Origin of the sequence: Halobacillus sp. Cin3 (assembly GCF_947311855.1) — a bacterium.
GTDB classification, from domain to species: domain Bacteria; phylum Bacillota; class Bacilli; order Bacillales; family Halobacillaceae; genus Halobacillus; species Halobacillus kuroshimensis.
In genome coordinates, this window is record NZ_CAMZMV010000001.1 from 1111913 (window position 1) to 1138589 (window position 26677).

General features: G+C 48.0%; 25 protein-coding genes and 1 pseudogene. 4 read left to right on the top strand and 22 right to left on the bottom strand.

Translation table 11 applies throughout. The features are described from left to right. Window positions 1-22 precede the first annotated feature (22 nt). The 11 genes and pseudogenes from QMA39_RS05980 to QMA39_RS06030 form a co-directional block, all read right to left on the bottom strand. Window positions 23-357, bottom strand: a pseudogene (locus QMA39_RS05980) (hypothetical protein); the annotation flags it as partial. A gap of 72 nt (window positions 358-429) precedes the next feature. Further along, window positions 430-2673, bottom strand: coding sequence for an ABC transporter permease (locus QMA39_RS05985; protein ID WP_281658211.1), 2244 nt, complete (start codon window positions 2671-2673; stop codon window positions 430-432). Beyond that, window positions 2670-3371 (bottom strand): ABC transporter ATP-binding protein, encoded by a 702-nt coding sequence (locus tag QMA39_RS05990; RefSeq protein WP_281658212.1) that lies wholly within the window; start codon window positions 3369-3371, stop codon window positions 2670-2672. The genes QMA39_RS05985 and QMA39_RS05990 overlap by 4 nt, the downstream gene beginning before the upstream one ends. A 207-nt stretch (window positions 3372-3578) precedes the next feature. Next, on the bottom strand, window positions 3579-3803 hold the full coding sequence (locus QMA39_RS05995) for a DUF3892 domain-containing protein (RefSeq protein WP_027955474.1): 225 nt from the start codon (window positions 3801-3803) through the stop codon (window positions 3579-3581). 93 nt (window positions 3804-3896) lie between these two features. Next, window positions 3897-4049: a small acid-soluble spore protein P gene (locus tag QMA39_RS06000; RefSeq protein WP_027955473.1), complete on the bottom strand. Its 153-nt coding sequence runs from the start codon at window positions 4047-4049 to the stop codon at window positions 3897-3899. Between the two features lie 14 nt (window positions 4050-4063). Then, complete coding sequence (locus QMA39_RS06005) at window positions 4064-4192, bottom strand: YpzI family protein (protein WP_084163123.1); 129 nt, start codon at window positions 4190-4192, stop codon at window positions 4064-4066. 58 nt (window positions 4193-4250) lie between these two features. Then, a complete protein-coding gene (locus QMA39_RS06010) occupies window positions 4251-5498 on the bottom strand; it encodes a DNA polymerase IV (RefSeq protein WP_281658213.1) in 1248 nt (415 codons plus the stop codon). A 185-nt stretch (window positions 5499-5683) separates the two neighbouring features. Beyond that, window positions 5684-6808, bottom strand: coding sequence for a M20/M25/M40 family metallo-hydrolase (locus QMA39_RS06015; protein ID WP_206935097.1), 1125 nt, complete (start codon window positions 6806-6808; stop codon window positions 5684-5686). Window positions 6809-6877: 69 nt separating this feature from the next. Then, window positions 6878-8425: an acyl-CoA carboxylase subunit beta gene (locus QMA39_RS06020; protein ID WP_281658214.1), complete on the bottom strand. Its 1548-nt coding sequence runs from the start codon at window positions 8423-8425 to the stop codon at window positions 6878-6880. Between the two features lie 3 nt (window positions 8426-8428). After that, the gene (mce, locus tag QMA39_RS06025; RefSeq protein WP_281658215.1) at window positions 8429-9241 is read right to left on the bottom strand and encodes a methylmalonyl-CoA epimerase; all 813 of its coding nucleotides are present in this window, start codon (window positions 9239-9241) and stop codon (window positions 8429-8431) included. Between the two features lie 16 nt (window positions 9242-9257). Further along, a complete protein-coding gene (locus QMA39_RS06030; protein ID WP_281658216.1) occupies window positions 9258-10913 on the bottom strand; it encodes a methylmalonyl-CoA mutase family protein in 1656 nt (551 codons plus the stop codon). A gap of 174 nt (window positions 10914-11087) precedes the next feature. Here QMA39_RS06030 and prli42 point away from each other — a divergent pair, with 174 nt between their 5' ends. Continuing rightward, a complete protein-coding gene (prli42, locus tag QMA39_RS06035; protein WP_242520466.1) occupies window positions 11088-11204 on the top strand; it encodes a stressosome-associated protein Prli42 in 117 nt (38 codons plus the stop codon). Between the two features lie 48 nt (window positions 11205-11252). On the opposite strand, the gene QMA39_RS06040 is transcribed toward prli42, so the two are convergent. From QMA39_RS06040 to QMA39_RS06090, 11 genes are all read right to left on the bottom strand, one after another. After that, complete coding sequence (locus QMA39_RS06040) at window positions 11253-11765, bottom strand: L,D-transpeptidase (RefSeq protein WP_281658217.1); 513 nt, start codon at window positions 11763-11765, stop codon at window positions 11253-11255. A gap of 45 nt (window positions 11766-11810) precedes the next feature. Beyond that, complete coding sequence (locus QMA39_RS06045) at window positions 11811-12761, bottom strand: aromatic acid exporter family protein (RefSeq protein ID WP_027955466.1); 951 nt, start codon at window positions 12759-12761, stop codon at window positions 11811-11813. Between the two features lie 98 nt (window positions 12762-12859). Then, window positions 12860-13291 (bottom strand): BrxA/BrxB family bacilliredoxin, encoded by a 432-nt coding sequence (locus tag QMA39_RS06050; RefSeq protein ID WP_027955465.1) that lies wholly within the window; start codon window positions 13289-13291, stop codon window positions 12860-12862. A gap of 258 nt (window positions 13292-13549) precedes the next feature. Then, window positions 13550-14854 (bottom strand): dihydrolipoamide acetyltransferase family protein, encoded by a 1305-nt coding sequence (locus QMA39_RS06055; RefSeq protein ID WP_281658218.1) that lies wholly within the window; start codon window positions 14852-14854, stop codon window positions 13550-13552. A gap of 17 nt (window positions 14855-14871) precedes the next feature. After that, a complete protein-coding gene (locus QMA39_RS06060; RefSeq protein ID WP_027955463.1) occupies window positions 14872-15855 on the bottom strand; it encodes an alpha-ketoacid dehydrogenase subunit beta in 984 nt (327 codons plus the stop codon). A 15-nt stretch (window positions 15856-15870) separates the two neighbouring features. Next, window positions 15871-16863 carry a thiamine pyrophosphate-dependent dehydrogenase E1 component subunit alpha gene (locus QMA39_RS06065; RefSeq protein ID WP_206935105.1) on the bottom strand — a complete coding sequence of 331 codons (993 nt, stop codon included), beginning with the start codon at window positions 16861-16863 and terminating at the stop codon, window positions 15871-15873. A gap of 19 nt (window positions 16864-16882) precedes the next feature. Next, entirely contained in the window at window positions 16883-18304 is a 1422-nt protein-coding gene (gene lpdA, locus QMA39_RS06070) for a dihydrolipoyl dehydrogenase (RefSeq protein WP_206935107.1), read from the bottom strand. 15 nt (window positions 18305-18319) lie between these two features. After that, complete coding sequence (gene buk / locus QMA39_RS06075; protein WP_027955460.1) at window positions 18320-19405, bottom strand: butyrate kinase; 1086 nt, start codon at window positions 19403-19405, stop codon at window positions 18320-18322. A 14-nt stretch (window positions 19406-19419) separates the two neighbouring features. Next, complete coding sequence (gene bcd, locus QMA39_RS06080; RefSeq protein WP_027955459.1) at window positions 19420-20523, bottom strand: branched-chain amino acid dehydrogenase; 1104 nt, start codon at window positions 20521-20523, stop codon at window positions 19420-19422. Window positions 20524-20535: 12 nt separating this feature from the next. Next, window positions 20536-21438 carry a phosphate butyryltransferase gene (yqiS, locus tag QMA39_RS06085; protein WP_206935112.1) on the bottom strand — a complete coding sequence of 301 codons (903 nt, stop codon included), beginning with the start codon at window positions 21436-21438 and terminating at the stop codon, window positions 20536-20538. A gap of 102 nt (window positions 21439-21540) precedes the next feature. Next, window positions 21541-23616 carry a sigma 54-interacting transcriptional regulator gene (locus QMA39_RS06090; protein ID WP_281658219.1) on the bottom strand — a complete coding sequence of 692 codons (2076 nt, stop codon included), beginning with the start codon at window positions 23614-23616 and terminating at the stop codon, window positions 21541-21543. Window positions 23617-23748: 132 nt separating this feature from the next. Here QMA39_RS06090 and QMA39_RS06095 point away from each other — a divergent pair, with 132 nt between their 5' ends. From QMA39_RS06095 to QMA39_RS06105, 3 genes are read left to right on the top strand one after another with little or no spacing between them, the layout of a single operon-like run. Next, window positions 23749-23994: a DUF2627 domain-containing protein gene (locus QMA39_RS06095; protein ID WP_027955456.1), complete on the top strand. Its 246-nt coding sequence runs from the start codon at window positions 23749-23751 to the stop codon at window positions 23992-23994. Between the two features lie 14 nt (window positions 23995-24008). Next, window positions 24009-25916: a DUF294 nucleotidyltransferase-like domain-containing protein gene (locus tag QMA39_RS06100; RefSeq protein ID WP_027955455.1), complete on the top strand. Its 1908-nt coding sequence runs from the start codon at window positions 24009-24011 to the stop codon at window positions 25914-25916. Beyond that, a complete protein-coding gene (locus tag QMA39_RS06105; RefSeq protein ID WP_027955454.1) occupies window positions 25916-26662 on the top strand; it encodes an exonuclease domain-containing protein in 747 nt (248 codons plus the stop codon). The genes QMA39_RS06100 and QMA39_RS06105 overlap by 1 nt, the downstream gene beginning before the upstream one ends. Window positions 26663-26677 lie beyond the last annotated feature (15 nt).

Here is a 26677-nt window from a genome sequence, read left to right on the forward strand (position 1 = left end):
AATATCCAATAAGATTCAATGGTTACATAGTGAAAGTAGAAAAACTAAGGGTATCATAGGTTTCGACACTTGGAAATAAACTCCTTTTTACCATCACCTCATTCTTCGTCACTTCATTCCGCTGATGATGGATACTCTCTAACACCTGATACAAGGTCAGGTACAGGAATTAGGTGTCGTCCATTTCAACGATACCCTGGAATGTTGAACTTTCCATCTGTTTTAATGCCGAAAGAAGCTTGTGCCTCCAATAGAACAAGGTTACGTGGATAACGTCTCCCATCAACTTGGCTGCTAACCCTCTATCATACATTCAATAAACTTCATCCAACGATGAAGATGGCGCGAGCGGTATATAATATCAACATTAAACTTCAGCAGAGCTAATAAAAAAAGACACTCCGTTTTTCATGAGTGTCTTTTTTTATATTAATCCTGTTGTTTTTTCAAAGCTTCCTGCAGGGAGACCTGTTTCAACTTCCGTTTGGAAAGAGCAATCGAGAGCGCATAGGTCAGCATAATGACGACAAATCCTGTAGCTGCCATCCACAAGGATACATCTGTCGGAAGAATGAATCCTGTCTGCTCTACGAGGGAATTCATCAACTGCCCAAGCGTCAATCCTGCCAGAGGTATCGAAATCAAATAAGAGAGCATAACAACAGGTGTATAAACACTAAGAACAAGCTTGGATACTTCACTGTTGTGATAGCCCATGACCTTGAACAAGGAGATGGAAGGCGAATTTTCCTCAACAATTAAATTCGTCAGCAGCGTAAGGACGATGACACTGATGACGACAGCAAAAACAGCCATTCCGATCACCGATGACCGCGTAGCTCCGGATGTCGCTTCAAAACTGTCAATCACCTTCTGCTTATCTTCAATTTGATAAACATCCGCCCCCCGTTCCGGTTCTTCAGACTGCCAGACGGCACTGTAAGCATCACCGGGATAGCCGAGAAATTCGTTAAAGGCTTCCCGGGGCAGGTAGATCTGACTGCCAATATACACATCAGCCACTCCCGCTACCTGAACGGTCATTTCCTCGTCATTTAAGGAGTTGGTAAGCGTTATGTCCTCCCCTGCCCCGACACCAAGGACTGCCGCAGCTGGTGTACTCAGAACAGCACCTTCCTTAAGTTCGGAGTTGAGTTTTTCCTCGTCAGAAAGAAGATGGATATAAGGGGTGCCTGTTTCAATTCCATACCCCGTCAATTTTGCATCCTGACCTTTTACATTCACTTCGCCGACGGTAAAAGGATCAGAACCATCGGCTGGTTCTTCCGTTTGTAAAGACTGGTAATAAACCGCATAATCGTAGGTCATAATGTCCTCATACGTCGTTTCAACCAGTTGATCCATACTGTTGAATGTAATAAAACCAAACAGCAGTAAAACGGTTGAAAACATGACACCAAGGAATATATAGAGACTCCTCGCTTTGTTACGTACAAGGAGACGCAGTCGGAACCGTTGAATAAAGCTGCCTTTGTTCAATAACGGAAGACGCTCCAGCCACGATTTCCTGCCGACCGTCACTTCTTTCGGGCGCAGAAGTGTCAAAGGCTCGACTTTTAAAGCCCTGTGAATCCCCCACGCTGTCAATGAGAGCATGAGCACCAGAGGAATAATCAGACCAATGACGAGCACCATCGGATTAAAATCGAACATAGATAAGGCAGGTAGATTGAAATAGTTTGCATATAGATTAGATAACGGAACGGATAAGCCGGCACCCGCTGCCAGTCCGAGAACCGTACCACTTAGGCCGATGACCCACGCATAGCCGAGGTAATGCCGAAGCAGTTCATTCCTCCGGTAGCCAAGCGCCAGCAGCGTCCCGATTTCCTTGCGCTGCATCTCGATCCGGCGTCTCATTAAAAGAAGGACCATCGCTGCAGCAAGAGCCAGAATGAAGAGCGGGAGCGTATTGTTCATACTTTTTGCGCCTTCAATTTCCGTATCCACGAACTGAATCCGGGGGTTGTCACCGGCTTCTACAAATTGCAGAATGGTCGTCTCCGCACGGACAGCCTCCATGAAACCATCAGGAACCTCTCCATCACTGGACCAGCCTGTGATTTCTGTCTGGGACCGGGAAGACCATTGATCCATGACACGTTCTGAAGCTATGGCTATACCGAATTTCTCGGCATCGCTGATCAAATCCGTCAATTGTTCAATCATGTAAATATAGTCAGGAAGATAAACAAATCCTGTCACTTCCATCCGTTCTCCGCTGATTTCCACCTCATCACCGATATGCAGGTCATTTTTTTCAGCAAAAACGGAGGAAACAGCGATTTCACTACCGTCTGTCGGGTTTGAACCCTCTGATAGATAAGGAAGGTTGATTTCTTCTGTTTGTGAAAAGACCCTGAGTACTGAATCGTCTACATCAGCATCATAATAGGACCTGGCCTCAAGGGTGACATCAAACTCCTCCTCCCACTCCTGCAGCTTGGAGGAGTCCACAGGTTCAGATGGTACGAAATGGAAGGTCTCCTGTTTATAATCTTCGGTAAACCTGGCATTCCGCTCTTCCAACGTCGTCACAGCCATCGACAAGGAGACATACAGTGTAACAGCCAGCAGGAGGAGCAGACTGACACCTGCATATTGAAATTTCTTCTCTTTCAGTGTACGGATCATCGATTTTTTTAAAATCATGACCACGTCACCTGCTCAGGGTCCACCAGTGTCTCGTTTTCATACGTCTCTACGATTTCCCCGCTGCTCATCCGGATCACCTGATGGGCCATCTCTCCGATTCCCTGGTTATGAGTAATGATGAGAACGGTCGTTCCGTAGGTTTCGTTCACGTATTTCAGCAGCTTCAAAATATTCTTACCCGTATCCTCATCCAGGGCTCCCGTAGGCTCATCACATAATAGGATGTTCGGATTTTTGATTAATGCACGGGCGATGGCCACACGCTGCTGCTCTCCACCACTCAATTGAAAGGGGAATTTGTCTTTTTTATCAAGCATTCCCACTTTTTTCAGCGTATCCTCCATAGGAAGCGGATTACTGCTCAATTCCCGGCCGACTTCAACATTTTCCTCGACAGTGAGAGTGGGAATAAGATTATACTGTTGAAAAATGAACCCAATGTTTTTTCTTCGATATTCCGTCAGCTGTTTGTCCTTCAATCCATCAAGCATCCGGCCATCCACTACAATCTGTCCTTCGTCATAGCGGTCGATGCCGCCGATCACGTTCAATAGTGTGGATTTACCCGATCCGGAAGGTCCTAGAATTGTGACAATCTTTTTGTCCGGTACAGTCAGGCTCGCCTCACGCAGCGCCTTAACCGTCACCTCTCCGCTTTGATACGTCTTTGTTACCTTTTCTGCGAAGATCGCCATTTCATCATCCCCATTAAAAAGTTTTGTAATATTTTATGTTTTATATTTCATTTTAAGTTTACAACACCCCTAAAAAAAGTCAACTACTTTTGAAATATTTATATGATCTTATTTCATTTTCATCACATCCATCTGATCTGTCCATTGATCTCTATATTTGAAAGCAAAAAAACCGGACAGAGCTTTGTGTGCTCTGTCCGGCTTTCTTTAGAAAGAGGGAAGGTTGTCCAGGTTGTTGGATTGTATGCCATCCGGCTCACTGCGCAGATGGTCTTCCCCATCCTTACCACGAATCAGGTTCACGTGTTCCAGCTCACCGCTGCGCGCCATATCGTGGGCCTGTTTATAATCGACCACACGTCCTGACGACAGCTGCATCTCAACAATGCTTCCCTGCCCGTTCTTTTTTACAGCGACAATTCGTTCCGGCATAGTTCTCAACCTCCTCCTTTATAGAATCCCCTGAAGCCTTGAAGCTATGAACTGTAAAGAATGGAAAAAGCAGCCGCTTCCGGCTGCTTTTGATTACATGTCGTGCGAAGTTTTTTGTTTTTGACGGGAATGACGGGCCTGCTTGGCTTTGTGTGAGCCCTGCGCCTTTTCGCCATATGCCTGATCCGGACCGAGAGGAATGTCCGGACGCGTTTGTTGTTTGGGTCCCATGCGGCGTCCACCCATAAGAAACCGCCTCCTTATCTGCGTTTTCGAGCAGGCTCCGGCCCCTCCATCATCGTCGCCCCTGGATAACTGAGGCTCTGATCACGGTCGGACTGGACCTTTCCGGACTTTTTCAATTTCTTTTCTTGTCGATCTCTACCCATGATTCCTTCCTCCCTTCCTGTTTAGTATGAAACAAAAAAGCGGAGTCATGCCTGGGAATCACTTTTTGTAATCGTCCAGAAAGTCTTTTTGAAAGCTGGTGGATACTTTAGTTTCATCCGGATTCGTCAACGTGCGGAAAGGGTTTTTCCCATATTTCTCCGTGAGTGTATCAATGGTTTTATACAGCTTTTCCTTACCGGCATACTGCTCATAATTGAATAGATCAAGCTGCTGGGTGACCTCGGATTTTTCTGCGAGGTCACCGGCGGTTACACCGAGAAGCCGGACAGGGTCCTGATTCCAGTGCTGGTCAAAAAGCTGGATGCTGTGTTGGAACAGTTCATCGGGTTTACTGATGAATTCCTGGAGCTGGCGGCTCCTCGTCACCGTTTTCCTGTCATGATACCGGATCATGAGCTGCACGTTCCTGGCGAGGACCTTTTTCCCGTTCATCCTCGCAGCAACCTTATTGGAAAGACGGCGCAGGACGGTTTGGATTTCATCCTCGTCCGTCGTGTCATGAGGAAGCGTCGTGGAAGTGCCGATACTTTTGAAATCATGCACAGCTTCAGGGTCCACCGGTCTGTCGTCCAATCCGTTGGCTCTGTTCTGCAGGCGCTCTCCATTTATACCGAGGATTCTTTTCAGTTCTATGACGGAATGCGAAGCAAGTCCGCCGATCGTTTCGATCCCAATTTTTCTTAACTTCTCTGCTGTTTTTGATCCCACGCCGTGCATGTCTTCAATCGGAAGCTTCCAGAGCGTATGTTCGAGATCTCTTTTCCTTAAAATGGTTATCCCCATGGGTTTTTTCATATCGGAAGCCATTTTCGCCAGAAATTTATTGGGAGCAATCCCGATACTGCATGGAAGGTCAAGCTCTTCGGCTATCCGCTGCTGAATGCGTTCTGCAATTTCAGGAGGAGAACCTTGGTCGGAACACTCGGTAATGTCCATGTAGCCTTCATCAATGGATACAGGCTGCACGAGAGAGGTCACATCGGCAAGAATTTTAAACATCTCTTTGGATGCTGTGCGATAGCGTTCAAAATTCGGCCGCATCACCATCAGGTCCGGACAGAGCCTTCTGGCTTCTCCAAGCGGCATGGTCGTTTTCACTCCGTATTTTCTTGCTTCATAGCTGCTCGTCACGATAATCCCGCGGCGTTCTTCCGGATTTCCGGCAATAGCTAAAGGCTTCCCTTTTAAGCTGGGATCAAAGGCAGCTTCCACTGAAGCATAGAAGCTGTTCATATCCACATGAAAAATGACCCGCCCTTTTTTTGGATACCACTTTGAAGCCATACGTCTTTCCTCCATTAGAACATTTGTTCTTTTATTATAGCATAGACCACGGGATGTATGGAGCGGACTGCTCGCAGAGGACACGCTGCATCATTCAACTGAAAAAACGGCCGAAATAAAAACCCGTACGGTGGTTGTGGATCACCGTACGGGTTTTGTACCGGGGAAGGAACTCTTCCTCTTCGTTATGATGCTGCTTCTTCAGCAATAGCTGTAATAAATTCGGCAATTTTTTCAAGTTCAGCTACAGGGATGCGCTCATTGGTCGTATGGATTTCTTCGTAACCGACGCTCAAGTTTACCGTCGGAACTCCGTGGCCGGCAATCACGTTGGCATCACTGCCGCCGCCGCTGCGGAGCAGTTCGCTTTCCCGGCCGATTCGTTTGGCTGCCGAGCGGGCCACTTCGACCACTTCGTCACCAGCCTCCTGCTTATAGCCCGGGTACATGACCTGGATATCCAAGTCCACTTCTCCACCCATTTCTTCTGCTGTTTCATAAAATGCCTGTTTCATTTTTTCGACCTGCTCTTCCATTTTCGCAGGGTCGAGCGAGCGGGCTTCAGCGAGAATTTCGGCATGATCGCACACGATGTTCGTTTTCTGACCACCTTCAAAGCGACCGATATTCGCTGTCGTTTCCTCATCAATACGTCCCAGAGGCATTTTTGCGATGGCGCGTGACGCCAGCGTGATAGCTGAAACCCCTTTTTCAGGAGCTACACCGGCATGAGCCGTTCTGCCTTTGACGACAGCATTGATTTTCGCCTGTGTCGGAGCAGCCACGACGATATTTCCAACCTGCCCGTCACTGTCAATCGCATAGCCGTATTTCGCTTTCAAGAGGGAACTGTCCAGAGCTTTCGCACCGACAAGGCCGCTCTCTTCTCCGACTGTAATAACGAATTGAATATCTCCATGCTCTACGCTTTGTTCTTTCAGAGAACGGATGGCCTCAAGGATCGCAGCAATCCCTGCTTTGTCATCCGCACCGAGAATCGTCGTTCCGTCCGTGACGACATACCCGTCCTCAATGGAAGGTTTCACGCCGTTCCCTGGCACAACGGTATCCATATGCGAAGTGAAGTAAATCGTATCGGCTCCATCTTTCGAGCCTTTGAGATTACAGATCAGGTTGTTGGCTCCGTGACCTGTCGCGGAAGCCGCCTCATCTTCCAGTACTTCAAGTCCGAGGTCCGTAAATTTCTTCTTGAGTACTTTGGAAATCTCTGCTTCCTGCGTTGTTTCGGAATCAATTTGTACGAGTTCTAAAAATTCGTCCAGCAAGCGCTGTTTGTTGATTTCTGCCATGGATGTTTCCTCCTTCATATGTAACCACATTCCTCTTTGTACGTTAGCGGAACGAAAGAATCATGTCAATTAAAGAGGAATATTTCCATGCTTTTTATAAGGACGTTCCTCCCGCTTGTCCTGCAGCATATCCAAAGCCTTTACAAGTGTGCTCCGTGTTTCCCGTGGATCGATGACGTCATCGATCATCCCGAGACCTGCAGCAACGTAAGGGTTGGCAAAACGTTCGCGGTATTCATTGATCTTATTCTTCCTCGTTTCTTCAGGCTGTTCACTTTCCTTGATTTCCTTGGCGAAAATGATGTTGGCTGCTCCTTCAGGCCCCATGACAGCAATTTCAGCGTTCGGCCAGGCGTAGACAAGATCCGCTCCTATGGACTTACTGTTCAGCGCCACATAGGCCCCGCCATACGCCTTTCGGGTGATCACTGTAAGTTTGGGCACCGTAGCTTCTGAATAAGCATACAGAATTTTTGCTCCGTGTCGTATGATTCCCCCGTGTTCCTGCTTAATACCGGGGAAAAATCCGGTAACATCCTCAAACGTAATAATTGGGATGTTAAAGGAATCGCACGTACGGATAAATCGTGCGGCTTTATCACTGGAGTCGATATCCAGTCCGCCCGCCATATATTTCGGCTGATTGCAGACAAGGCCGACAGCCCGGCCGTTCATTCGGGCAAAACCAACGACAATGTTTTTGGCAAAGTCTTTTTGAATTTCAAAGAATGACGACTCGTCCACCACTTCATCAATAATGACGCGGACATCATAAGGACGGATGGGATCAAAAGGGATCTTATCGGTCAGGTCCGGACGGAAATGATCCTTCATTTCTTCCTGGATCATTGGTGTCTTCTCTTCGTTATTCTGAGGAAGATAACTGATGAGCCTTCGTACAGCATCCAGGGCCTCCGCTTCATCCGTTGTCTTCATATGGGCATTTCCACTGAGCGTATTGTGAACGCCGGCGCCTCCGAGATCCTCAGCGGATATTTGTTCTCCCGTAACCGTTTCAATGACTTTCGGACCTGTAATGAACATCTGGGACGTCTTTTCCACCATGATGACAAAATCGGTGATGGCCGGTGAATAAACCGCTCCACCTGCACACGGTCCCATGATGACTGAGATCTGGGGGATGACTCCCGAATAGATCGAATTGCGGTAAAACACCTGTCCATATCCATCCAGAGATGAAACCCCCTCCTGGATTCTCGCTCCTCCCGAGTCATTCAAACCAATGAAAGGCGTTCCGTTTTTGGCAGCCAGGTCCATGACGGCAGCAATTTTCTTTGCATGCATCTCCCCCAATGCTCCGCCATACACTGTGAAATCCTGGGCAAAAAGATACACACTTCTTCCATCAATTTTCCCGTATCCTGTGACTACCCCTTCTCCCGGCGCTGTTTTGCCGTCCATCCCGAAGGCATCATGGCGATGCTCTATGAAAGGGTTCAGCTCAATGAAACTGTCCTCATCCAAAAGGTGATCGATCCGTTCACGGGCCGTCCATTTCCCTTTTTCGTGCTGCTTATCGATTCGTTCATCCCCGCCGCCGAGTTCAACCTCTCTGCGCTTATCGTAAAGTTCATTGATCTTATCAAAAATATCCAATGTCTACTCCTCCTTCCCGGACTGCCAGAGTTCATAAAGAACACCGCCGGAGGCTTTCGGATGCATAAAGGCAATATCGGCCTGATGAGCCCCGGTTTTCGGTTCGTCATGTATCATCCGGATTCCCTGTTCCTTGTATTGCTGGAGGCGTTTATGCAGATCATCGACTTCCAAGGCGATGTGATGGATTCCACTGCCTCTTTTCTCCAAAAAGGAAGCGATGGCGGAGGTTTCATTCAGAGGCTCCAAAAGCTCCAGCTTCGTTTCACCAATTCTTAAAAAAGCAGCACGAACATGCTCCGATTCTACGTCCTCTACCGCTTCCAGTTCCATCCCCAGCGTATGCTGATAAAAAGGAAGTGCTGCATCTATACTTTCCACTGCAATCCCAATATGGGCAATTTTCTTTGGAGTGCTGATCGTTTCCTGATGAATCAGCTGTTTAATATAAACGGCAATAGCGTCTGTCGGCGATCCGCTGGTGAAAATTTTGTGGACCCCTTTTCCTTCCAGATACGGAATATCCTCAGCGGGAATAACTCCTCCACCGATGACAGGGATGTCATCGGCCCCTTCCTTCTTGAGAGCTTCCACTACTTTCGGAAACAAGGATTTGTGCGCTCCGGATAACGAAGATAAACCGACGACATCGACATCCTCCTGCACGGCAGCCCGGGCAATCTGCACGGCAGACTGTCTGAGACCTGTATAGATAACTTCCATTCCGTGGTCCCGGAGAGCCTGGGCGATGATTAAAGCACCACGGTCATGCCCATCCAGTCCTGGTTTAGCTATAAGTACTCGAATTGGCTTCATACTGACTCATCCCTTTCTACATCGCTGTATATTCACCGAATTCCTCACGCAGGACGTTGGCAATTTCCCCGACTGTGGCGTACGCCTGGACAGCCCTGACGATCGGAGGCATGACATTGTCCTGCTTCGCTGCTGCGTTGCGGAGTTCCTGAAGGCAGCGATCGACAACTTCCTGATTTCTCTGCTCTCTTACCTGCTTTGTTTTTTCTATCTGTCCTTTTTCAAGGGCTTCATCCACTTTCAAGAGATCCGCGTGGATTTCTTCATCCACCTGATACTCGTTCATGCCGACAACGATATCCTCTTTGGATTCCATCCGTTTCTGCGCCTCGTAGGCCGCCTGATGGATTTCCCGCTGCATGTACCCCTCTTCTACAGCCTGAACAGCCCCGCCGAATTCACTGATCCGCTCCAGGTACGCACCGGCCTCTTTTTCAATCTGGTCAGTCAAGGACTCGACATAGTAGGATCCAGCAAGCGGATCGACTGTATCAGCGACACCGCTCTCATTGGCGATAATCTGCTGTGTCCGCAGAGCAATCCTCGCAGAATCCTCTGTCGGAAGCGCCAGAGCCTCATCCCTGGAATTGGTATGAAGACTCTGTGTGCCTCCTAATACAGCGGCCAGAGCCTGCATCGTTACGCGGACAATATTATTATCCGGCTGCTGGGCCGTCAGCGTACTTCCACCTGTCTGGGTGTGGAAACGCATTTTCCAGCTCTTTGGGTCTTCCGCTTTGTAGTGCTCTTTCATGATTTTCGCCCACATCCGGCGTGCTGCCCTGAATTTGGCTGCTTCTTCAAAAAACTGATTGTGGGCATTAAAGAAGAAGGCCAGGCGGGGAGCAAATTGATCCACTTTCAATCCTGCTTCAATGGCAGCATCTACATATGCCATGCCGTTGGCGATCGTAAAAGCGACTTCCTGTACAGCGGTCGATCCTGCTTCACGGATATGATAGCCGGATATGCTGATGGTGTTGAATTTAGGCAGGTGCTCCTGACAGTAGGCAAAAATATCCGTGATGAGCCGCATCGATGGTTTAGGAGGATAAATATACGTCCCTCGAGCAATGTACTCCTTCAAAATATCGTTTTGAATCGTACCCGTCAGCTTTTCCCTCGGCACCCCCTGCTTCTCCCCTACAGCAATGTACATCGCAAGGAGTATGCCTGCAGGCGCGTTTATAGTCATGGAGGTGCTCACTTGATCGAGTGGAATTTCATGGAACAGCTGCTCCATATCTTTCAGTGAATCAATCGCTACTCCGACTTTGCCGACTTCGCCCTCAGCCATGGGGTCGTCTGAGTCATAGCCGATCTGTGTCGGCAGATCAAAGGCGACGGATAAGCCTGTCTGGCCCTGTTTCAGCAGGTAACGGAAACGCTCGTTCGTCTCTTCTGCTGAACCAAAACCTGCATACTGGCGCATTGTCCAGTACCGGGAGCGGAACATCGTCGGCTGAATCCCTCGCGTATATGGATACTGGCCTGGAAAACCGATTTGGTTTATGTAATCTTCACTTAACGATTCGGGTGTATAGAGACGATCCACAGGAATATCCGAACTCGTATGAAAAGAACGACGGCGCTCTGGGAAACGCTGCATGGTTTTTTCTACATTCTTCTCCCATTCCTGCTTGAAATGTTGTCCATTGGATGACAGGGTCATTGGAAAAGCCTCCTCTTTCGTCTATTCTCTTCTAGCATACCAGAAATGAAGCGCTTACCTATCTAAAAATTAACATAATTCACAACAAATTGTGAATCCAAACGTCCCCTTGTCCATTTTCTTTTTTTTCGGTAAAATATTGAACAGGAACGACTGAGAAGGAGGTTACCAACCTTGGCTGAAACGAAAAAACGCTCAAAGCGGGAACGCCGCATGAAAATCGTTATTTATATTATGATTCTCTCCATGGTTCTCTCTACGGTACTGGCGGGAGCGAGCTTCTTCCTATAAAAAGAGGAAAAGCCGGGCAAGGTGGTTCTCCACCCTTCCCGGCTTTTTTTAATTCAGAAACTGCTGCCATTTATTTTTCAGCCACTGTTCATACAAAACTTCCATTGTTACGTCCGGATCGTCCACGATCCACACGTCCATCTCTTCTTCGATCATGGTGTATAAGGTTTCGACGTCGTCATTCTTCAGCCTGATACACCCTGCGGAAGCAGAGGTTCCGACCGACTCCGGCTGATTCGTACCGTGGATGCCGTAAATCCGGCCATCCGTTCCCTCTGCATCAAACCCGATCCAACGGCTTCCCAGTGGATTTTCCGGAACGCCGCCTGGAATATTGTTTTTTCGATAATACGGATCTACGGCTTTCACTTTAATTACGAATAGTCCTTCCGGTGTGAGTTTATCGGTTTTCCCGATAGCCGCAGGAGCTTGGAATGTCCGCTGCCCGTCCTCATACACTACGAGTTCGTGTACGGCTTTGTTGACAAGAACGACAGGCTCTTCAGCTGACGCAGGAAGCAGCAGCTGGAGGCTGGAGAAGACCAGAAAAAAGAATGTCATGCATATCCCTTCTTTTTAATTCAAGTTTCCCCGCCCCCATGTCCTTTATACGTCACTCTTCTTAAATGACCGTTTAATGATTAAATATTCCTCAATCTCATTAAGCAGGTGAAAAAGACTGGCACGCATCTCAAATTCCTCGCGCGTCTGTGGAAGGTCATCCTCCCTGAACTCCTCCTTCATCTCTTTGAACCGCTGCAGGTAAATGACCGCTGTATTACCAGGATGAATTGCCCCGGCTAAATCATCAAAGAAATCAGCGATTTTAGAGCTGTGCATATTCGAGGTGGAAATCCGGCTCACAAGCGGAAGCATCCGCTCCAATAACTCAAACTGTTTCGTCCGCATGTGAAAGTAATGATAAAAATGGTTATGAGTCCGAAGCAGGTGGTTTTCAACATCCCTGTAGGATAAGGACTTGGCTTTTTCAAGCAGTGCCGCTGTTTCTGTAAGCTCGTGTCCTGTCCAGTCATTGTCTCCATCTCTTAAAAACGTAGCAAGCTCCTTCATGATCAGGGAAAAGTTATGCTCGACCTGACTCCGGTACTCTCCCAGTTTATTTTCCAGACTCGGCATGTATAAATTCAGCAGCAGAGCCGTACCGATTCCTACAGTAATCAGGATCACTTCGTTTATAATAATCTCCCAGCCTATACTGCCTGAGCCGTATAGATGGAGAATGATGACTGAACTCGTCACAATACCAGGTGTAATGTTCAGCCAGACGGTCACAGGGATAAAGGCAAACAGCATGATCCCGATAGCCAGCGGGTTATATCCAATCAGCTCAAAAAAGGCGAACGAAAAAACCATAGCTACAATACACGCTGAAAAACGGTGCCATGCACTTAAAAATGACCGCTTCCTCGTAATCTGGATGCAGAGAATCGTCAAGATCCCTGCTGATGCAAAGTTTTCCAGCTGCAGCATCTGTGCCACCCAGATGGCAAAAGGGGTGCCTAACGCTGTCTTAATGGTACGGTATCCTATCTTCAATGTGTGTCTAATCCTTTCTCTTCCTAATACTGTCTAAAAACCAATCAGAAAAGCAAAAGGACCTTTGCTCATCACAAAGATCCCAAGCCTTTTCTTTATTATACCTCTTCGCAGTATTCTTCAAAACTGCGCTGAAGCTTTCCGATGACTTCCATCGGTTCAAAGCCTTCGATATCATGACGCTCCACCATCGTCTGGATTTTCCCATCCTTCAAAAGTGCGAAGGAAGGAGAAGACGGCGGGTATCCTTCGAAATACTCACGTGCCCGGTTCGTCGCTTCGCGATCCTGACCGGCAAACACTGTGACCAGGCGGTCCGGGCGTTTATCATAATGAATAGCATGAGCAGCGGCTGGACGTGCAATCCCTCCTGCACACCCGCAGACGGAATTGACCATGACAAGAGTGGTTCCTTCCTGAGTCAGTGCCTGATCGACTTCTTCAGGTGAAGTAAGTTCGGTGTACCCCGCTTGCGTAATTTCTTCACGTGCTTTTGTAACGACATCATTCATGAAAATATTGAAATCCATTAGACATGGCCCCTTTTTATAAATACTATGAACATTTTACCAAGATAACAGAAGGCTTTCAATTCTTCTGCCGTTTCTTTCCTGTCTATAAAAACCTTTCCCCCTGCCGGAACCTGGAACTATACTTTTCCCCCAGAGACATATCGATGTCCGGCAGATCATAAAACATCTTCCGGCAAAGAGGCATCCAATAAAAAACAGGCTGCCTGAAACTTTAGCAGGCAGCCTGGAAGCAGCCGATGCAGCCGCTTTTCCTCTTTAGTAGATGGAAGTATTCTCTTCACTCATTTTCTCGAGTATTTCCTTTACACGGGCAAGGAAATTACCAGCAACAAGACCATCAAGCACGCGGTGATCCAGCGACAGACAGAGATTAACCATATCACGCGCACCAAACATGCCGTTTTGATAAACCGGTTTTTTCACAATGGATTCCACCTGTAAAATGGCTGACTGTGGATGATTGATTACACCCATGGACTGAACGGATCCGAACGAACCCGTATTGTTTACAGTAAAGGTTCCGCCTTCCATATCCTTGGACGTCAATTTCCCGTCACGGGCTTTACCTGCCAGTTCTGTAATATCACGGGCAATGCCTTTGATACTTTTTTCATCCGCATTTTTAATCACGGGCACAAACAACTGATCTTCTTTAGCGACAGCGATGTTCAAGTTAATCGCCTTGCGTTGAATGATCTTATCACCTGCCCATGTACTATTAAGCTGTGGATATTCTTTCAAGGCCTGGGCGACAGCTTTGACGAAGAAAGCAAAATACGTCAGGCTGTAGCCTTCCTGTTTTTTAAATTGATTTTTCTTCGCATTTCTAAGCTCCACCAGATTGGTCACATCCACTTCGACCATCATCCACGCATGTGGAATTTCGGTTTTGGATTTCACCATATTGGCGGCAATCGCCTTACGGACGCCGGTGACAGGGATTTCGATATCCCCTTCTCCTGCCTGGACATCAGGAACAGATGGAGCCGGCTTTGCTGCGGATTCGGGCGCAGACGGTTCGGCAGACGGAGCTTTCTGTTCCGCCTGTGGACGGTCTTCGGCTTTTGGAACCCCTCCACTTTCAATCACCTTCTCGATGTCTTTGCGGGTGATCCGGCCGCCGCGTCCAGTCCCTTCCACCTGATTTAAATCAATGTCATTTTCCTGAGCAAGGGTCATAACTGCCGGTGAATAGCGTTTCTTCTGCCCCTGGTCTTTCCCATTCGAAGCTGACTCGGATGCCTGTGACTTTGAAGTCGACGTTGAAGGTTCTTCTTCTTTCTGCTCAGCAGCTGCCGGTTCTGAGGAAGAGCCTCCTCCTTCGATTTCAATATGACACATCAGTTCACCAACTTCGATGGTATCTCCTTCAGAAGCCACTAAATCCTTGATCACACCCGTGAAGGACGAAGGGACTTCCGCGTTCACCTTATCCGTCATGACTTCAGCAATCGGATCATATTTGTTTACTTTATCTCCTGGCTGGACCAGCCAAGTGCTGATGGTGCCCTCTGTTACACTCTCTCCGAGTTGAGGCATATTGATTTTTTCTACGCCCACGACGAACGCCTCCTTCATTAAAATTCTGCGAGATCACGCATCGCTTTTTCGACTTTATCAGGATTCATCATGAAATGCTTTTCCATTGTTGGTGCATACGGCATGGAAGGAATATCAGGACCAGCGAGACGCTGGACAGGAGCGTCCAGATCAAACAGACAGTTTTCGCTGACAATAGCAGAAACCTCTGAAATAATCCCGCCTTCTTTGTTATCTTCCGTGACAAGCAGCACTTTTCCAGTTTTGGAGGCTGCTTCAATGATGCTTTCCTTATCTAAAGGATAGACCGTACGAAGGTCGAGGATGTGGGCATCAATGCCTTCTTCTGCAAGCTTTTCTGCTGCCTGAAGAGCAAAATGAACGCACAATCCATACGTAATGACCGTAATGTCCGAGCCTTCCCGCTTCACATCTGCTTTTCCAATCGGAAGTGTGTAATCTTCTTCAGGAACTTCCCCTTTGATCAAACGGTAGGCCCGTTTATGCTCAAAGAAAAGAACAGGATCGTTATCACGGATGGACGCTTTAAGCAGACCTTTCACATCATATGGTGTGGACGGCATAACAATTTTAAGGCCCGGTTGATTGGCGAATACTGCTTCAACAGACTGAGAGTGGTAAAGAGCCCCGTGAACTCCCCCGCCATAAGGCGCACGAATAGTGATAGGAGCGCTCCAGTCGTTGTTGGACCGGTAACGGATCTTCGCTGCTTCTGAAATAATCTGGTTGACCGCCGGCATGATAAAGTCAGCAAACTGCATTTCAGCAACCGGGCGCATCCCATACATAGCCGCTCCTATGCCTACACCAGCAATCGCAGACTCGGCAAGAGGCGTATCCAGTACACGATCTTCTCCAAATTCATCATAAAGGCCGTCCGTTGCACGGAAAACGCCTCCGCGTTTACCAACGTCCTCTCCTAATACAAATACTTTTTCATCCCGCTGCATTTCTTCCCGAAGTGCCTGGGTGACAGCTTGAATATACGAAATGACTGCCATAATCGTGCCCCCTCCTTACTCTTCGTACACGAATTTCATTGCTGATTCCGGCTCGGCATAAGCCGCGTTTTCAGCATAGTCGGTGGCTTCATTGACGATGTGATTGATTTCGTCATTCAGCTCTGTTTCTTTCTCTTCCGTCAAAATCCCCTGTTCACGGAGATAGTTGGCAAACGTAACGATGGAATCTTTCTTCTTCGCTTCATCCACTTCGTCACGCTCACGATAAACACGGTCGTCATCATCACTGGAGTGCGGCGTCAGGCGGTAGGAAACCGTCTCGATCAATGTCGGCCCCTCTCCGTTACGTCCGCGGTCTGCAGCAGCTTTTACTGCTTCATAAACGGCAAGTGGATCATTTCCGTCGACTGTATACCCAGGCATGCCGTACCCGATCGCCCTGTCTGATACCTTCTCACAGGCCAGCTGTTTGGAGACAGGAACAGAAATAGCGTATTTATTATTTTCAACCATGAAGATCACAGGGAGTTTATGGACGCCTGCAAAGTTGGCTCCCTCATGAAAATCCCCTTGGTTGGAAGATCCTTCTCCAAAAGTAACAAGAGAAACGAAATCTTTCTTCTCCATTTTCCCTGCAAGAGCGATTCCTACAGCGTGAGGAACCTGGGTGGTTACTGGAGATGACCCTGTAACAATCCGGTTTTTCTTCTGACCGAAGTGTCCAGGCATCTGTCTCCCCCCGGAGTTAGGATCTTCCGCTTTAGCGAAACCGGAAAGCATCAAATCCTGTGCCGTCATGCCAAAGGAAAGCACAACTCCCATGTCACGGTAGTAAGGCAGCGCATAGTCCTTATCTCGATCAAGTGCATAGGAGGCGCCGACCTGGGCGGCTTCCTGCCCTTGACAGGAAATGACGAATGGGATTTTCCCTGCACGGTTCAAAAGCCACATCCGTTCGTCAATTCTTCTAGCTAATAGCATGGTGCGGAACATATCCAGCACCTGTTCATCCGTTAATCCTAAATCCTTATGGCGGTTTTCAGCCATGGGTTTCCCTCCTTTGTTCTTATCCGTGAATCTGATTCCCATCAACAGCCATCGCTGCCTCTCCGACAGCCTCGGCGAGGGTTGGGTGAGGATGGATGGTTTCAGCAATCTCCCAAGGGGTTGCATCCAGAACTTTGGCCAGCCCTGCTTCTGAAATCATATCGGTGACATGCGGGCCGATCATATGGACACCCAGCAGATCGTCGGTGTCCTTATCAGCAATGATTTTCACGAATCCGTCCGTTTCCCCATGTACGAGTGCCTTACCGATGGCCTGAAACGGAAACTTACCGGTCTTAATGTTATAACCTTTTTCCTTGGCCTGTGCTTCCGTCAGTCCGACACTGGAGGCTTCCGGGCTGGAATAAATGCAGCTTGGAATTTGTTCGGGATTCAATGGATGGGGCTCGTTGTCTGACATGTGCTCCACCGCCGTCATTCCTTCATGGGAAGCGACATGGGCCAGCTGCATACCACCGATCACATCACCGATCGCATAAATATGACTTTCTTTTGTTTGATAATAGTCATTCGTTTGTATGAAGCCGTTCTCTACTTGAATATCCGTATTCTCAAGGCCGATGTTGGTCACATTGGCGGACCGCCCGACAGATACAAGCATTTTTTCTGCTTTATAGGTTGTGGTTTCTCCGTCAACTTCAGCCTGGATCGTTACACCATCATCCGTTTCAAGCGTTTCGGAAAGGACTTTGGCACCGGTAACAACGTCCACACCTTTTTTCTTCATCTGTTTTTTCATTTCCCTGGAAATATCCTCGTCTTCTGTTGGGAGAATGTGAGGAAGATACTCAAGGACCGTCACCTCAACGCCGAAGTCCGCGAGCATGGAAGCCCACTCGATGCCGATAACTCCGCCCCCGACAATGATGATGGACGATGGCAGTTCTTCCATATTCAAGGCTTCATCTGAGGTCATCACATACTGCCCATCTACTTCCAGGCCGGGCAGACTTTTTGGACTGGAGCCGGTTGCAATAAGGACGTTTTTCGGAATCAGCATTTCATTCTCTTCACCGTTGTTCATTTCAACAGAAATGGTTCCTGCGGTCGGTGAAAAGATGGAAGGGCCGAGAATTCGGCCGAAACCTTCATAAACATCAATTTTCCCTTTTTTCATCAAACCTTGAACACCTTTATGTAATGTGTCCACAATCGACTGCTTACGCTCCTGGACTTTCTGGAAGTTCAATACAGGGTTTTCAACTGTAATGCCGTAGCTGTCGGCTTCTTTCGTTTGTTTGAAAACTTCTGCACTTCTCAATAATGCTTTTGATGGAATACAGCCTCTATGAAGACAGGTTCCGCCCAGCTCACGTTTTTCAACAATCGCTGTTTTCAAGCCGATCCTTGAAGCACGGATGGCGGCCACGTATCCTCCCGTCCCGCCTCCTAGAACTACTAGATCATACTCCTCTGCCATATCTACCGCTCCTTTTTATTCCTGAAAATTCGGATACTGCTTTGGAATTTCTTCGTGATTGAGGACGCGCAGCGTTCCTTCGTTCAATGCCTCCAGTTCATTTTCTCCCGGATAAACAAGCACATCAGCAATCCAGTGCACCCGTTTGGAAATCTCTTTGATGAAGGCTTTTCCATAGGCCAGTCCACCTGTCAAAGCGACGGCGTCCACCCGGCCTTCCATCACAGCACTCATGCTTCCGATCTCTTTGGCAATCTGATAGGCCATAGCGTTGAAGACCATTTCGGCCTTTTTGTCGCCATGGGCGATCATATTTTCGACTTCCCTGGCGTCATTGGTATCGAGATAAGCCATGAGCCCTCCCTGCCCGACGAGTTTCTTCATAACTTCATCACGGTAATACTGGCCTGAGTAACACATCGAGACAAGGTCACCGGCAGGCACGGTACCGGCTCTTTCAGGTGAAAAAGGACCATCGCCGTGAAGACCGTTGTTAACATCAACCACCCGGCCTCCAATATGAGCACCGACGGTAATTCCTCCCCCCATATGAGCGACAATCAGACGGGCCTCCGGATAATCCATCTCCAGATCAGCTGCTGCACGCCGGGCGACCGCCTTCTGGTTCAAGGCGTGGAAAATACTCTTCCTTGGGATTTCCGGCACGCCTGAGATCCGGGCAAGCTCCTGGAGCTCATCGACAACCACAGGATCGACGATATAGGCTCCGATGTTCAGGCCGCGGGCAATTTCATAGGCGATGATGCCGCCAAGGTTGGAGGCATGTTCTCCATTATAGCCGTTTTTCAAATCTTCAAGCATAGCGGCATTCACTTCGTAGGTGCCGCCTTCAATTGGACGCAGGAGTCCGCCTCTTCCGCAGACGGCGCTGAGTTTGCTTATGTTAATCCCTTCCTGATCGAGCACATCAAGAATGACCTGCTTTCGAAAATCGTACTGGTCGATAATACGTTTGAATTGATTGATTTCATCTCCGCTGTGGCGGATCGTTTTTTCAAAGACGGCTTCCAGGTCATCAAACACACCGATTTTTGTTGACGTGGAACCGGGGTTTATAACCAGGATTCGATGAGTGTGCACAACAAAGACCTCCGTTATCCGTTCTGTCTTCTGCTTAGGATGTGATGGCCGTTCTGAAGGAACTGGCTGCGGGAACGACGCATACGCTCAATGCGTTCTTCCGCCATACGATCCGCTGCAAGATACGTAGGGATATTATCACGGCGGGAAATTTCAAATACACGGGATACGTTATCGTAGATGGTTTCCACTCGCTTCATCGCACGGTCCTTATTGTACCCATGAAGTTCATCAGCAACGTTGATCACGCCGCCCGCATTGATGACATAGTCCGGTGTATAGACGATGCCTTTCTCATGAAGAATATCGCCATGTTTCGTTTCTTTGAGCTGGTTGTTTGCTGCACCGGCAATGACTTTCGCTTTCAACTGTGGGATCGTTTCATCATTGATGGTCGCACCCAGGGCACACGGTGCATAAATATCACAGTCCACGCTGTAGATTTCGTCCGTCTCCACTGCTTTAGCTCCGAATTCCTCAACAGCACGCTGAACAGCTTCTTTATTAATATCGGTCACAACCAGATTCGCACCTTCCTCGTGAAGATGGCGGCACAAGGTGAAAGCTACGTTCCCGACACCTTGGACAGCAACTGTTTTACCTTCCAGGGAATCTGATCCAAAGCCTTCCTTAGCAGCTGCTTTCATTCCGCGGTACACCCCATAGGCTGTTACTGGGGAAGGGTTGCCGGAAGAACCGAAGGCAGGTGAAATCCCAGTGACATAATCGGTTTCCTCATGAATTAAATCCATATCCTGAACCGTTGTTCCCACATCTTCGGCTGTAATGTACCTTCCGTTCAGTCCTTGAATGTAACGGCCGAATGCGCGGAACATCTCCTCATTTTTATCCTTTTTCGGATCACCGATGATTACGGTCTTTCCACCGCCGAGATTCAGACCGGCCGCTGCGTTTTTATAGGTCATTCCTTTAGCAAGACGCAGAGCATCTTCAACAGCATCGTCTTCGGATGCGTACGTCCACATGCGTGTCCCTCCAAGAGCGGGTCCGAGGGTCGTATCATGGACGGCGATAATCGCTTTCAAACCAGACTGTTCATCCTGACAAAACAACAATTGCTCGTAATCATATTCCTGCATATAGCTGAAAATTTCCATTTTGTATTCCTCCTAGGATTGACTGGCTTTTAATGCTAAAGCCAGTGAGTAAATTTTGCTCTGGGCATCATCAGCCCTTGATGTTAACACGATGGGAGCGGATGCTCCACTGATCACACCCGCCACTTTGGCATGGGCAAAGTATACAAACGATTTATAAAGCGCATTGGCCGTCTCGATGGTAGGAACAACGAGGATATCTGCCTGACCGGCTACTTCTGATTGAATGTTCTTATGAGCAGCCGCTTCTGCATCCACCGCATTGTCAAAGGCGAGCGGCCCGTCCACCACACATCCCGCGATTTGACCACGGCGGTTCATCTGGGTGAGCAAGGCAGCATCGGTGGATGCCGGCATTTTAGGGTTGACTGCCTCTACGGCTGCGAGGGCAGCCACTTTCGGATTGTCCCACCCTGCTTTGTGGGCCACTTCCACCGCATTGAGAATAATCTCCACTTTGTCCTCCAGCGTTGGCTGAATGTTCATAGCGGCATCAGTTAAGTATATTAATCGGTCTCTCCCGGGAATTTCAAACAAAGCTACGTGGGAAAGGACCTTTCTTTTCTTAAGGCCGTATTCCTTATGGAGCACTGCCTGCAGAAGGGTTTTCGTATCTACATGCCCTTTCATCAGGACATCCGCTTCCCCCTCTGCTACAGCCTGTACAGCCAGGAGGGCACTTTCTTTCGGCTGCGCCGGTTTCCACTGCAGATCCGGGTGGTCAAGCGGCAGGCCCGCCTCCGCGGCACACGTTTTAAGATCCGCTTCTTCACCTGTAAGGATAAAACGAGCCAGTTCCTGGTCCAAGGCCATTTTCACGGCTTTTAACACTTCTGGATCTGCGGCCTGTGCGACAGCCACGGTTTGTCTGCTGGTGCGGTCAATTGTCTCTACCAGTTCATCTAACGATTTCAAAGCTTCACCTCATCCCTAATCTCATTCATGCAAATTTCATGCCAAAAGTCTGATGCGCCCGGACAGCCATACATGGCTTTTCGGCACATGCAGGATTCTGCATTATGAAAAATACTGCATGCTGTTTTTATCCAGCCCATACTTTTCAAGCTTATAATAAAGATTTCTAATGGAAATACCGAGAGCCTTGGCTGTTTTGGTCTTATTAAACTCGTGCGAACGATACGCTTCGACGAGCAGTTTCTTTTCATAGTCGTCCACAGCCTCCTGCAGCGTCTCCCCTGTCCAACCGGAAGCTGTCCGGCCCGGTTCGACGGTATCCTCTTGTTTTTTAAGAGTGGGCAGATGTTCAGGCTTTATGATTTCATCTGTATGTTCCATATAGATCATAGCTCTTCCGATAATATTCTCCAGTTCCCTTACGTTTCCAGGCCACGGATAGTCCATTAAACACTGGTAAGCCTCTCCATTGAGGGACGTTACGTTCCGCCCATAATCCTCATTGAGCTTTTGAATCAGGTGGGCGGTCAGCAAGGGGATGTCCTCGATCCTTTCCCGGAGAGGGGGGATATAGATAGGAAGACGGTTCAGCCGGTAGTACAAGTCTTCTCTGAAATTTTTATTCATAATCGCTTTTTCCAGGTTTATATTTGTAGCAGCAATGACCCGCACATCAATGTGAACCGGTTTGGTTCCGCCCACACGAATCATTTCATTTTCCTGAAGCACACGCAAAAGTTTCGCCTGCATCGGCAGGGTCAACTCGCCGATTTCATCTAGAAAAATGCTCCCGTTGTCTGCTTCCTCAAATAATCCCTTTTTCCCTCCACGGCGCGCTCCGGAGAAAGCCCCATCCTCATATCCGAACAACTCACTTTCAAGCAGCGACTCGGCAATGGCCGCGCAATTCACCCGGATAAACTTGTTATGACGTCTCCCGCTTTCGTTATGGATGGCGTGCGCAAACAGTTCCTTCCCTGTACCTGATTCGCCACGCAGAAGCACAGAAGCCGGAGTCCGCGCTCCAACCTTAGCCTGTTCAAGTGCCAGGGTCATTTCAGGAGAATCTCCGATAATATCATCAAACGTGTATTTCGCTTCAAGGCTTCGGATGATCTGACGGGCTCTTTTCAATTCACTCGTCAGGGATTTAATCTCTGACACATCATGCAGAACCCCGACACTTCCCTTCAATTTGCCATCGACAATGACTGGGGCTACGTTAACGAGGACATCTTTCCTGGCAGGACCAACCTTCATCCGCACTCCTCGGACAGGCCTGCGCGTACGGAGGACTTTCATATGCATACTTTCCCCTTCTGAAATATCCACTGTCGCAGGCTTTCCGACGATGTCTTTTTCCGGGAGACCGGTAATCCTTGTGTAGGCAGGATTCACCATTAAACCGCTTCCATTCTCATCTACAACAGAAATCGCCTCATCCGACGATTGTATAATAGCTTCCAGCATTGTTTTGACTTCTTTCAGATCGGTGACTTCCTCAGCCAGGTGAACCACCTCTGTGATATCCTTGAACACCGCATAGGCACCAATGACACTTCCACTTTCGTCAATCATTGGAATCCTGGTCGTCACCACCGTCTTTCCATTTTCCAGTTCCAGCTTCTTGTTCACTTCCTCGTGTTTGGAAGCCATCGCGTAAGGCAGTCTGGAGGCAGGAATAATCTCTTGAACGGGACAATGGAGAACGTCCTGATGATTTCTGCCCAGAATCCGGGCAGCGCTGGGGTTGATGAATGTAATGTTCTCCTTGTGATCGACGACGATCATACCATCGTGAATGCTGTTTAAAATGAAATGCTGGTTATCCGTCTGTCGTTTCAGCTTTTGAACAAGAGCTTCCTTTTCTTCCAGAAGTTCAGCTGTCACATAAGCCACAGACCCTGGAATAACCACCGTCGTTTCATCTCTTTCTTCTCTAATCGACTGGAACACACCTTCCTGTCCAGTCGCTTCAATAACGATATCAATCTTTTTATGTATCCACTGCTCCCAGGACCGGCCCGCTGGAATTCCATAGGATTCCGCAAGAGCAAGACCAGGAGCATCTGAATTGATGTCTGTCACAGCCACTACCTGCATACGGTCCACTTGACTAAGCAGCTTCAGCAGAGCAGTACCGCCTTTGCCGGCTCCAACAATCAATACTCGTTTCATTTCACCACACCCTGCAATATTTTGCGTAACTTCATCGTATATCAATCTGCACATTTTAGCAAGCATGGGATTGTTCCCACTTCCTTCCCCATTTGATATACTGTGAATGGACTATAAAAAGGAGCGATGCCCATGCGCCTCATAGCACTACTGCTATTAGTAACTCCGGGTTTGATCGCCGTCTACGGCATAAAATTAATCCGTGATGCCCTGTTCGGGGAATTCCATGATCTTTATTTTCATATTGCCCTCCAGGGTCTGGCTGGTATTCTATTTTTCGCAGGCGGACTGGCTTTCATTGGAGGCTTCATTCTCCACCGGGACAGAAAAAGGAACTTGACTAAAGGAAGGTTCAAACAATCCAACTATCCAGAATGAAGGAGTTTTGCTCTGTGACAGAGTTTGAATTATTCAGGCAGCAGTACCCGTTTGATCTGTTGTCTGAGGAGGAATTCCAGGACGTTTTCGGAAAAGCTTCCGTAAAGGAATACAGCACGAACGAATTTATCATTCATGAGGATCAGGAAGATGATTCGATCGATATCCACTTTATGATCTCCGGTCTCGCCAAGAATATTATGCACCGGTCCAACGGCCGGCAGCTGTCTGTCCGCTTTTATTACCCAGGTGATTTGATCGGGGTCATGATCTTATTGACCAGCGGAGAAATGCGATTCTCTGTACAGGCTCTTGAGCCGATAAAAACGATCTGTTTTGAACGTGAATCCTTCCTGCAGATCATGTCAAACAACACCCAGTTTTCCAAAGTGGTGATGGACGGAATCAGCCACTTGATGAAAAGCTTGTATGACGAGGTCAAATATAAGAGTTCCTCCACAGATGAGGAGGACGACCGTGAATTATATAAAAAAAGAGCCGATGCTTACATGGAGCCCCCTACATTCATCCATCCCCAGGCCTCCATTGAAAAAGCAGCCCGGATGCTGCAGCAGCAGAAAATTGAAGCGCTTATCGTGAGCGAAGATTCAAGGTCAATGCTTGGGATGATCGGCTACAGTGAAATTTTAAAGGCCTACTTCGAAAATGATCATAACAACCCCGTCCAAGCCTATATGTCAGAGGAAGCATATGAAATTAGTGAGCAGGAGTTCATCTATGATGCGCTTAGTTATTTGAAACACCATCCGACGGAAATCATTCCGGTCCTGCACAAGGACAAAGTGGTCGGCATCTTAAGGCAGTCGTCGTTTTTCACCATTAAGAACTCGGTTTATTTCGACCTTACCTACAAAATTTCCAATTCTGCGAGTGTGGAGGAAATCAAGTCATTGTCCCCGATTTATAATGAACGGTTCCAGCAGTTTGTCCGCAGCTTGATTAAAGACAAGATGCTCGCCTATGATATTGCGGAATTGATGACGAACTACAACGATCGAATTCATAAGCAGATTGTTCAAATTGCAGAAGATGAAATGATCCGCGAGGGCTATGGGGCGCCGCCGGTGAACTATTGTTTTCTTGTGCTCGGAAGTGAAGGCCGTAAAGAACAGGCCTTTTCCACCGATCAGGATAATGCGATGATCATGGCGGATTACGATAAGTCCAAGCATAAGAAGAAAATCGATGCCTATTTCTCCATTTTTTCCAGGAAGATCAATGATATGCTTAATGAGTGCGGATATCCGTACTGCACAGGAGGAATCATGGCCAAAGAGGATAAATGGAGAAAACAGACAGATGAGTGGCATGCGGATATCGATCAATGGATCTCCAAGATGGATGCAGAAGAAATCCGCGACTTCACTATTTTTATGGATTTCAGACCTATCAGCGGAGACTACTCCCTGGCCTACGATTTAAAAAAATACGTAACACAAAAAGTTCAGAAATCCTTGAACCTTCATCAGCTTCTGATGAAGGATACCCTCCGGTTCCGCGTACCCGTCCAGCCCTTTGGCAGGATTTCAGGCATCGGTAAAAAACGGACCTTGAATATTAAAAAATCTGCCATCATGCAGATTGTCAACGCCATACGCATATACAGCATGAAATATGGAATTGAAGAAATCAATACAGTCAACCGCCTGGACGCCCTGGCCGAACATGAACGTTTCCACCCCAGGGACGTGGAAAACGCAAAAACAGCCCTGCACAGGCTGATGCTTTTCCGTCTGCAGTCCAACCTTGAGCAGTTGGAAGAAGGAGACACCTTATCCAATGATTTAAAGCTCGCTCCACTGAAAAAGGAAGAACGCCGCTCCTTGAGAGAAGCACTTATTATTGCGAAGCGGCTGCAGCAGGTGCTTGAACTGAGTTATAACCGAAATCGGGTGGTTTGATGTTACCTGTTGACTTACAGATCATAAAGTATCTGCTTTTTGAAAAACCTTTATATTATTACAAAATAAAGCCTTATTTAAAATGGCATACGTATCACCAGCTGGAACAGAGGCTTCACGAGGCCGGGAAAGAGGCGCACTTCAAAGAACAGTCGCTGACCTCTCTCGATTTTACCATCTTCGATTTAGAGACCACCGGCTTTCTTCCTGAGATCGGTCACGAGATCATTTCCATCGGGGCGATTCGTCTGAACGGATGGAATGCCTGTCACAGAAAGACGTTTTATCAAGTGATCCGGCCAATCCGGCCTGTCAACAAGCAGACTCTCCGCCTTACAGGACTTTCCAAGGATCAGTTGAAAAACGCCAGCCCCTTTATAGAAGGGTTTCAATCTTTCATGGAGTTCAGCGAAGGATCCGTCTTAGTCGCTCATCCAGCTAAATTTGATATGCGTTTTCTCAAAACGATGTTGAAACGATGGAAGCTCCCTGACTATGACCCGCACGTGATTGATTCCCAGGTGATGGCCCAATGGCTGCTCCCGCATGTCCGCCATCAGCTCGATCCACTATTGAAACATGTCGGCATTGAAAAAAGGGACCGGCACCATGCCTTGAATGATGCCATTATGACTGCAGAGTTGTTCCGTTTCCTTTTGGAGAAGACCGAACAGCATGGCATTCACACGCTGAATGATTTATACCAGCAGTTAGATGGTCTAAAAAAGACGAAGCCCCGGTCATAAGGGCTTCGTCTTTTT

What these genes read in the sequence shown, in the direction of transcription:
- QMA39_RS05985 (WP_281658211.1), bottom strand. Translation starts at nt 2,673, where the DNA reads ATGATTTTAAAAAAATCGATGATCCGTACACTGAAAGAGAAGAAATTT.
- QMA39_RS05990 (WP_281658212.1), bottom strand. Translation starts at nt 3,371, where the DNA reads ATGGCGATCTTCGCAGAAAAGGTAACAAAGACGTATCAAAGCGGAGAG.
- QMA39_RS05995 (WP_027955474.1), bottom strand. Translation starts at nt 3,803, where the DNA reads ATGCCGGAACGAATTGTCGCTGTAAAAAAGAACGGGCAGGGAAGCATT.
- QMA39_RS06000 (WP_027955473.1), bottom strand. Translation starts at nt 4,049, where the DNA reads ATGGGTGGACGCCGCATGGGACCCAAACAACAAACGCGTCCGGACATT.
- QMA39_RS06005 (WP_084163123.1), bottom strand. Translation starts at nt 4,192, where the DNA reads ATGGGTAGAGATCGACAAGAAAAGAAATTGAAAAAGTCCGGAAAGGTC.
- QMA39_RS06010 (WP_281658213.1), bottom strand. Translation starts at nt 5,498, where the DNA reads ATGGCTTCAAAGTGGTATCCAAAAAAAGGGCGGGTCATTTTTCATGTG.
- QMA39_RS06015 (WP_206935097.1), bottom strand. Translation starts at nt 6,808, where the DNA reads ATGGCAGAAATCAACAAACAGCGCTTGCTGGACGAATTTTTAGAACTC.
- mce (WP_281658215.1), bottom strand. Translation starts at nt 9,241, where the DNA reads ATGAAGCCAATTCGAGTACTTATAGCTAAACCAGGACTGGATGGGCAT.
- QMA39_RS06030 (WP_281658216.1), bottom strand. Translation starts at nt 10,913, where the DNA reads ATGACCCTGTCATCCAATGGACAACATTTCAAGCAGGAATGGGAGAAG.
- QMA39_RS06040 (WP_281658217.1), bottom strand. Translation starts at nt 11,765, where the DNA reads ATGACATTCTTTTTTCTGGTCTTCTCCAGCCTCCAGCTGCTGCTTCCT.
- QMA39_RS06050 (WP_027955465.1), bottom strand. Translation starts at nt 13,291, where the DNA reads ATGGATTTCAATATTTTCATGAATGATGTCGTTACAAAAGCACGTGAA.
- QMA39_RS06060 (WP_027955463.1), bottom strand. Translation starts at nt 15,855, where the DNA reads ATGGCAGTCATTTCGTATATTCAAGCTGTCACCCAGGCACTTCGGGAA.
- QMA39_RS06065 (WP_206935105.1), bottom strand. Translation starts at nt 16,863, where the DNA reads ATGGCTGAAAACCGCCATAAGGATTTAGGATTAACGGATGAACAGGTG.
- lpdA (WP_206935107.1), bottom strand. Translation starts at nt 18,304, where the DNA reads ATGGCAGAGGAGTATGATCTAGTAGTTCTAGGAGGCGGGACGGGAGGA.
- bcd (WP_027955459.1), bottom strand. Translation starts at nt 20,523, where the DNA reads ATGGAAATTTTCAGCTATATGCAGGAATATGATTACGAGCAATTGTTG.
- QMA39_RS06090 (WP_281658219.1), bottom strand. Translation starts at nt 23,616, where the DNA reads ATGAAACGAGTATTGATTGTTGGAGCCGGCAAAGGCGGTACTGCTCTG.
- QMA39_RS06095 (WP_027955456.1), top strand. Translation starts at nt 23,749, where the DNA reads ATGCGCCTCATAGCACTACTGCTATTAGTAACTCCGGGTTTGATCGCC.
- QMA39_RS06105 (WP_027955454.1), top strand. Translation starts at nt 25,916, where the DNA reads ATGTTACCTGTTGACTTACAGATCATAAAGTATCTGCTTTTTGAAAAA.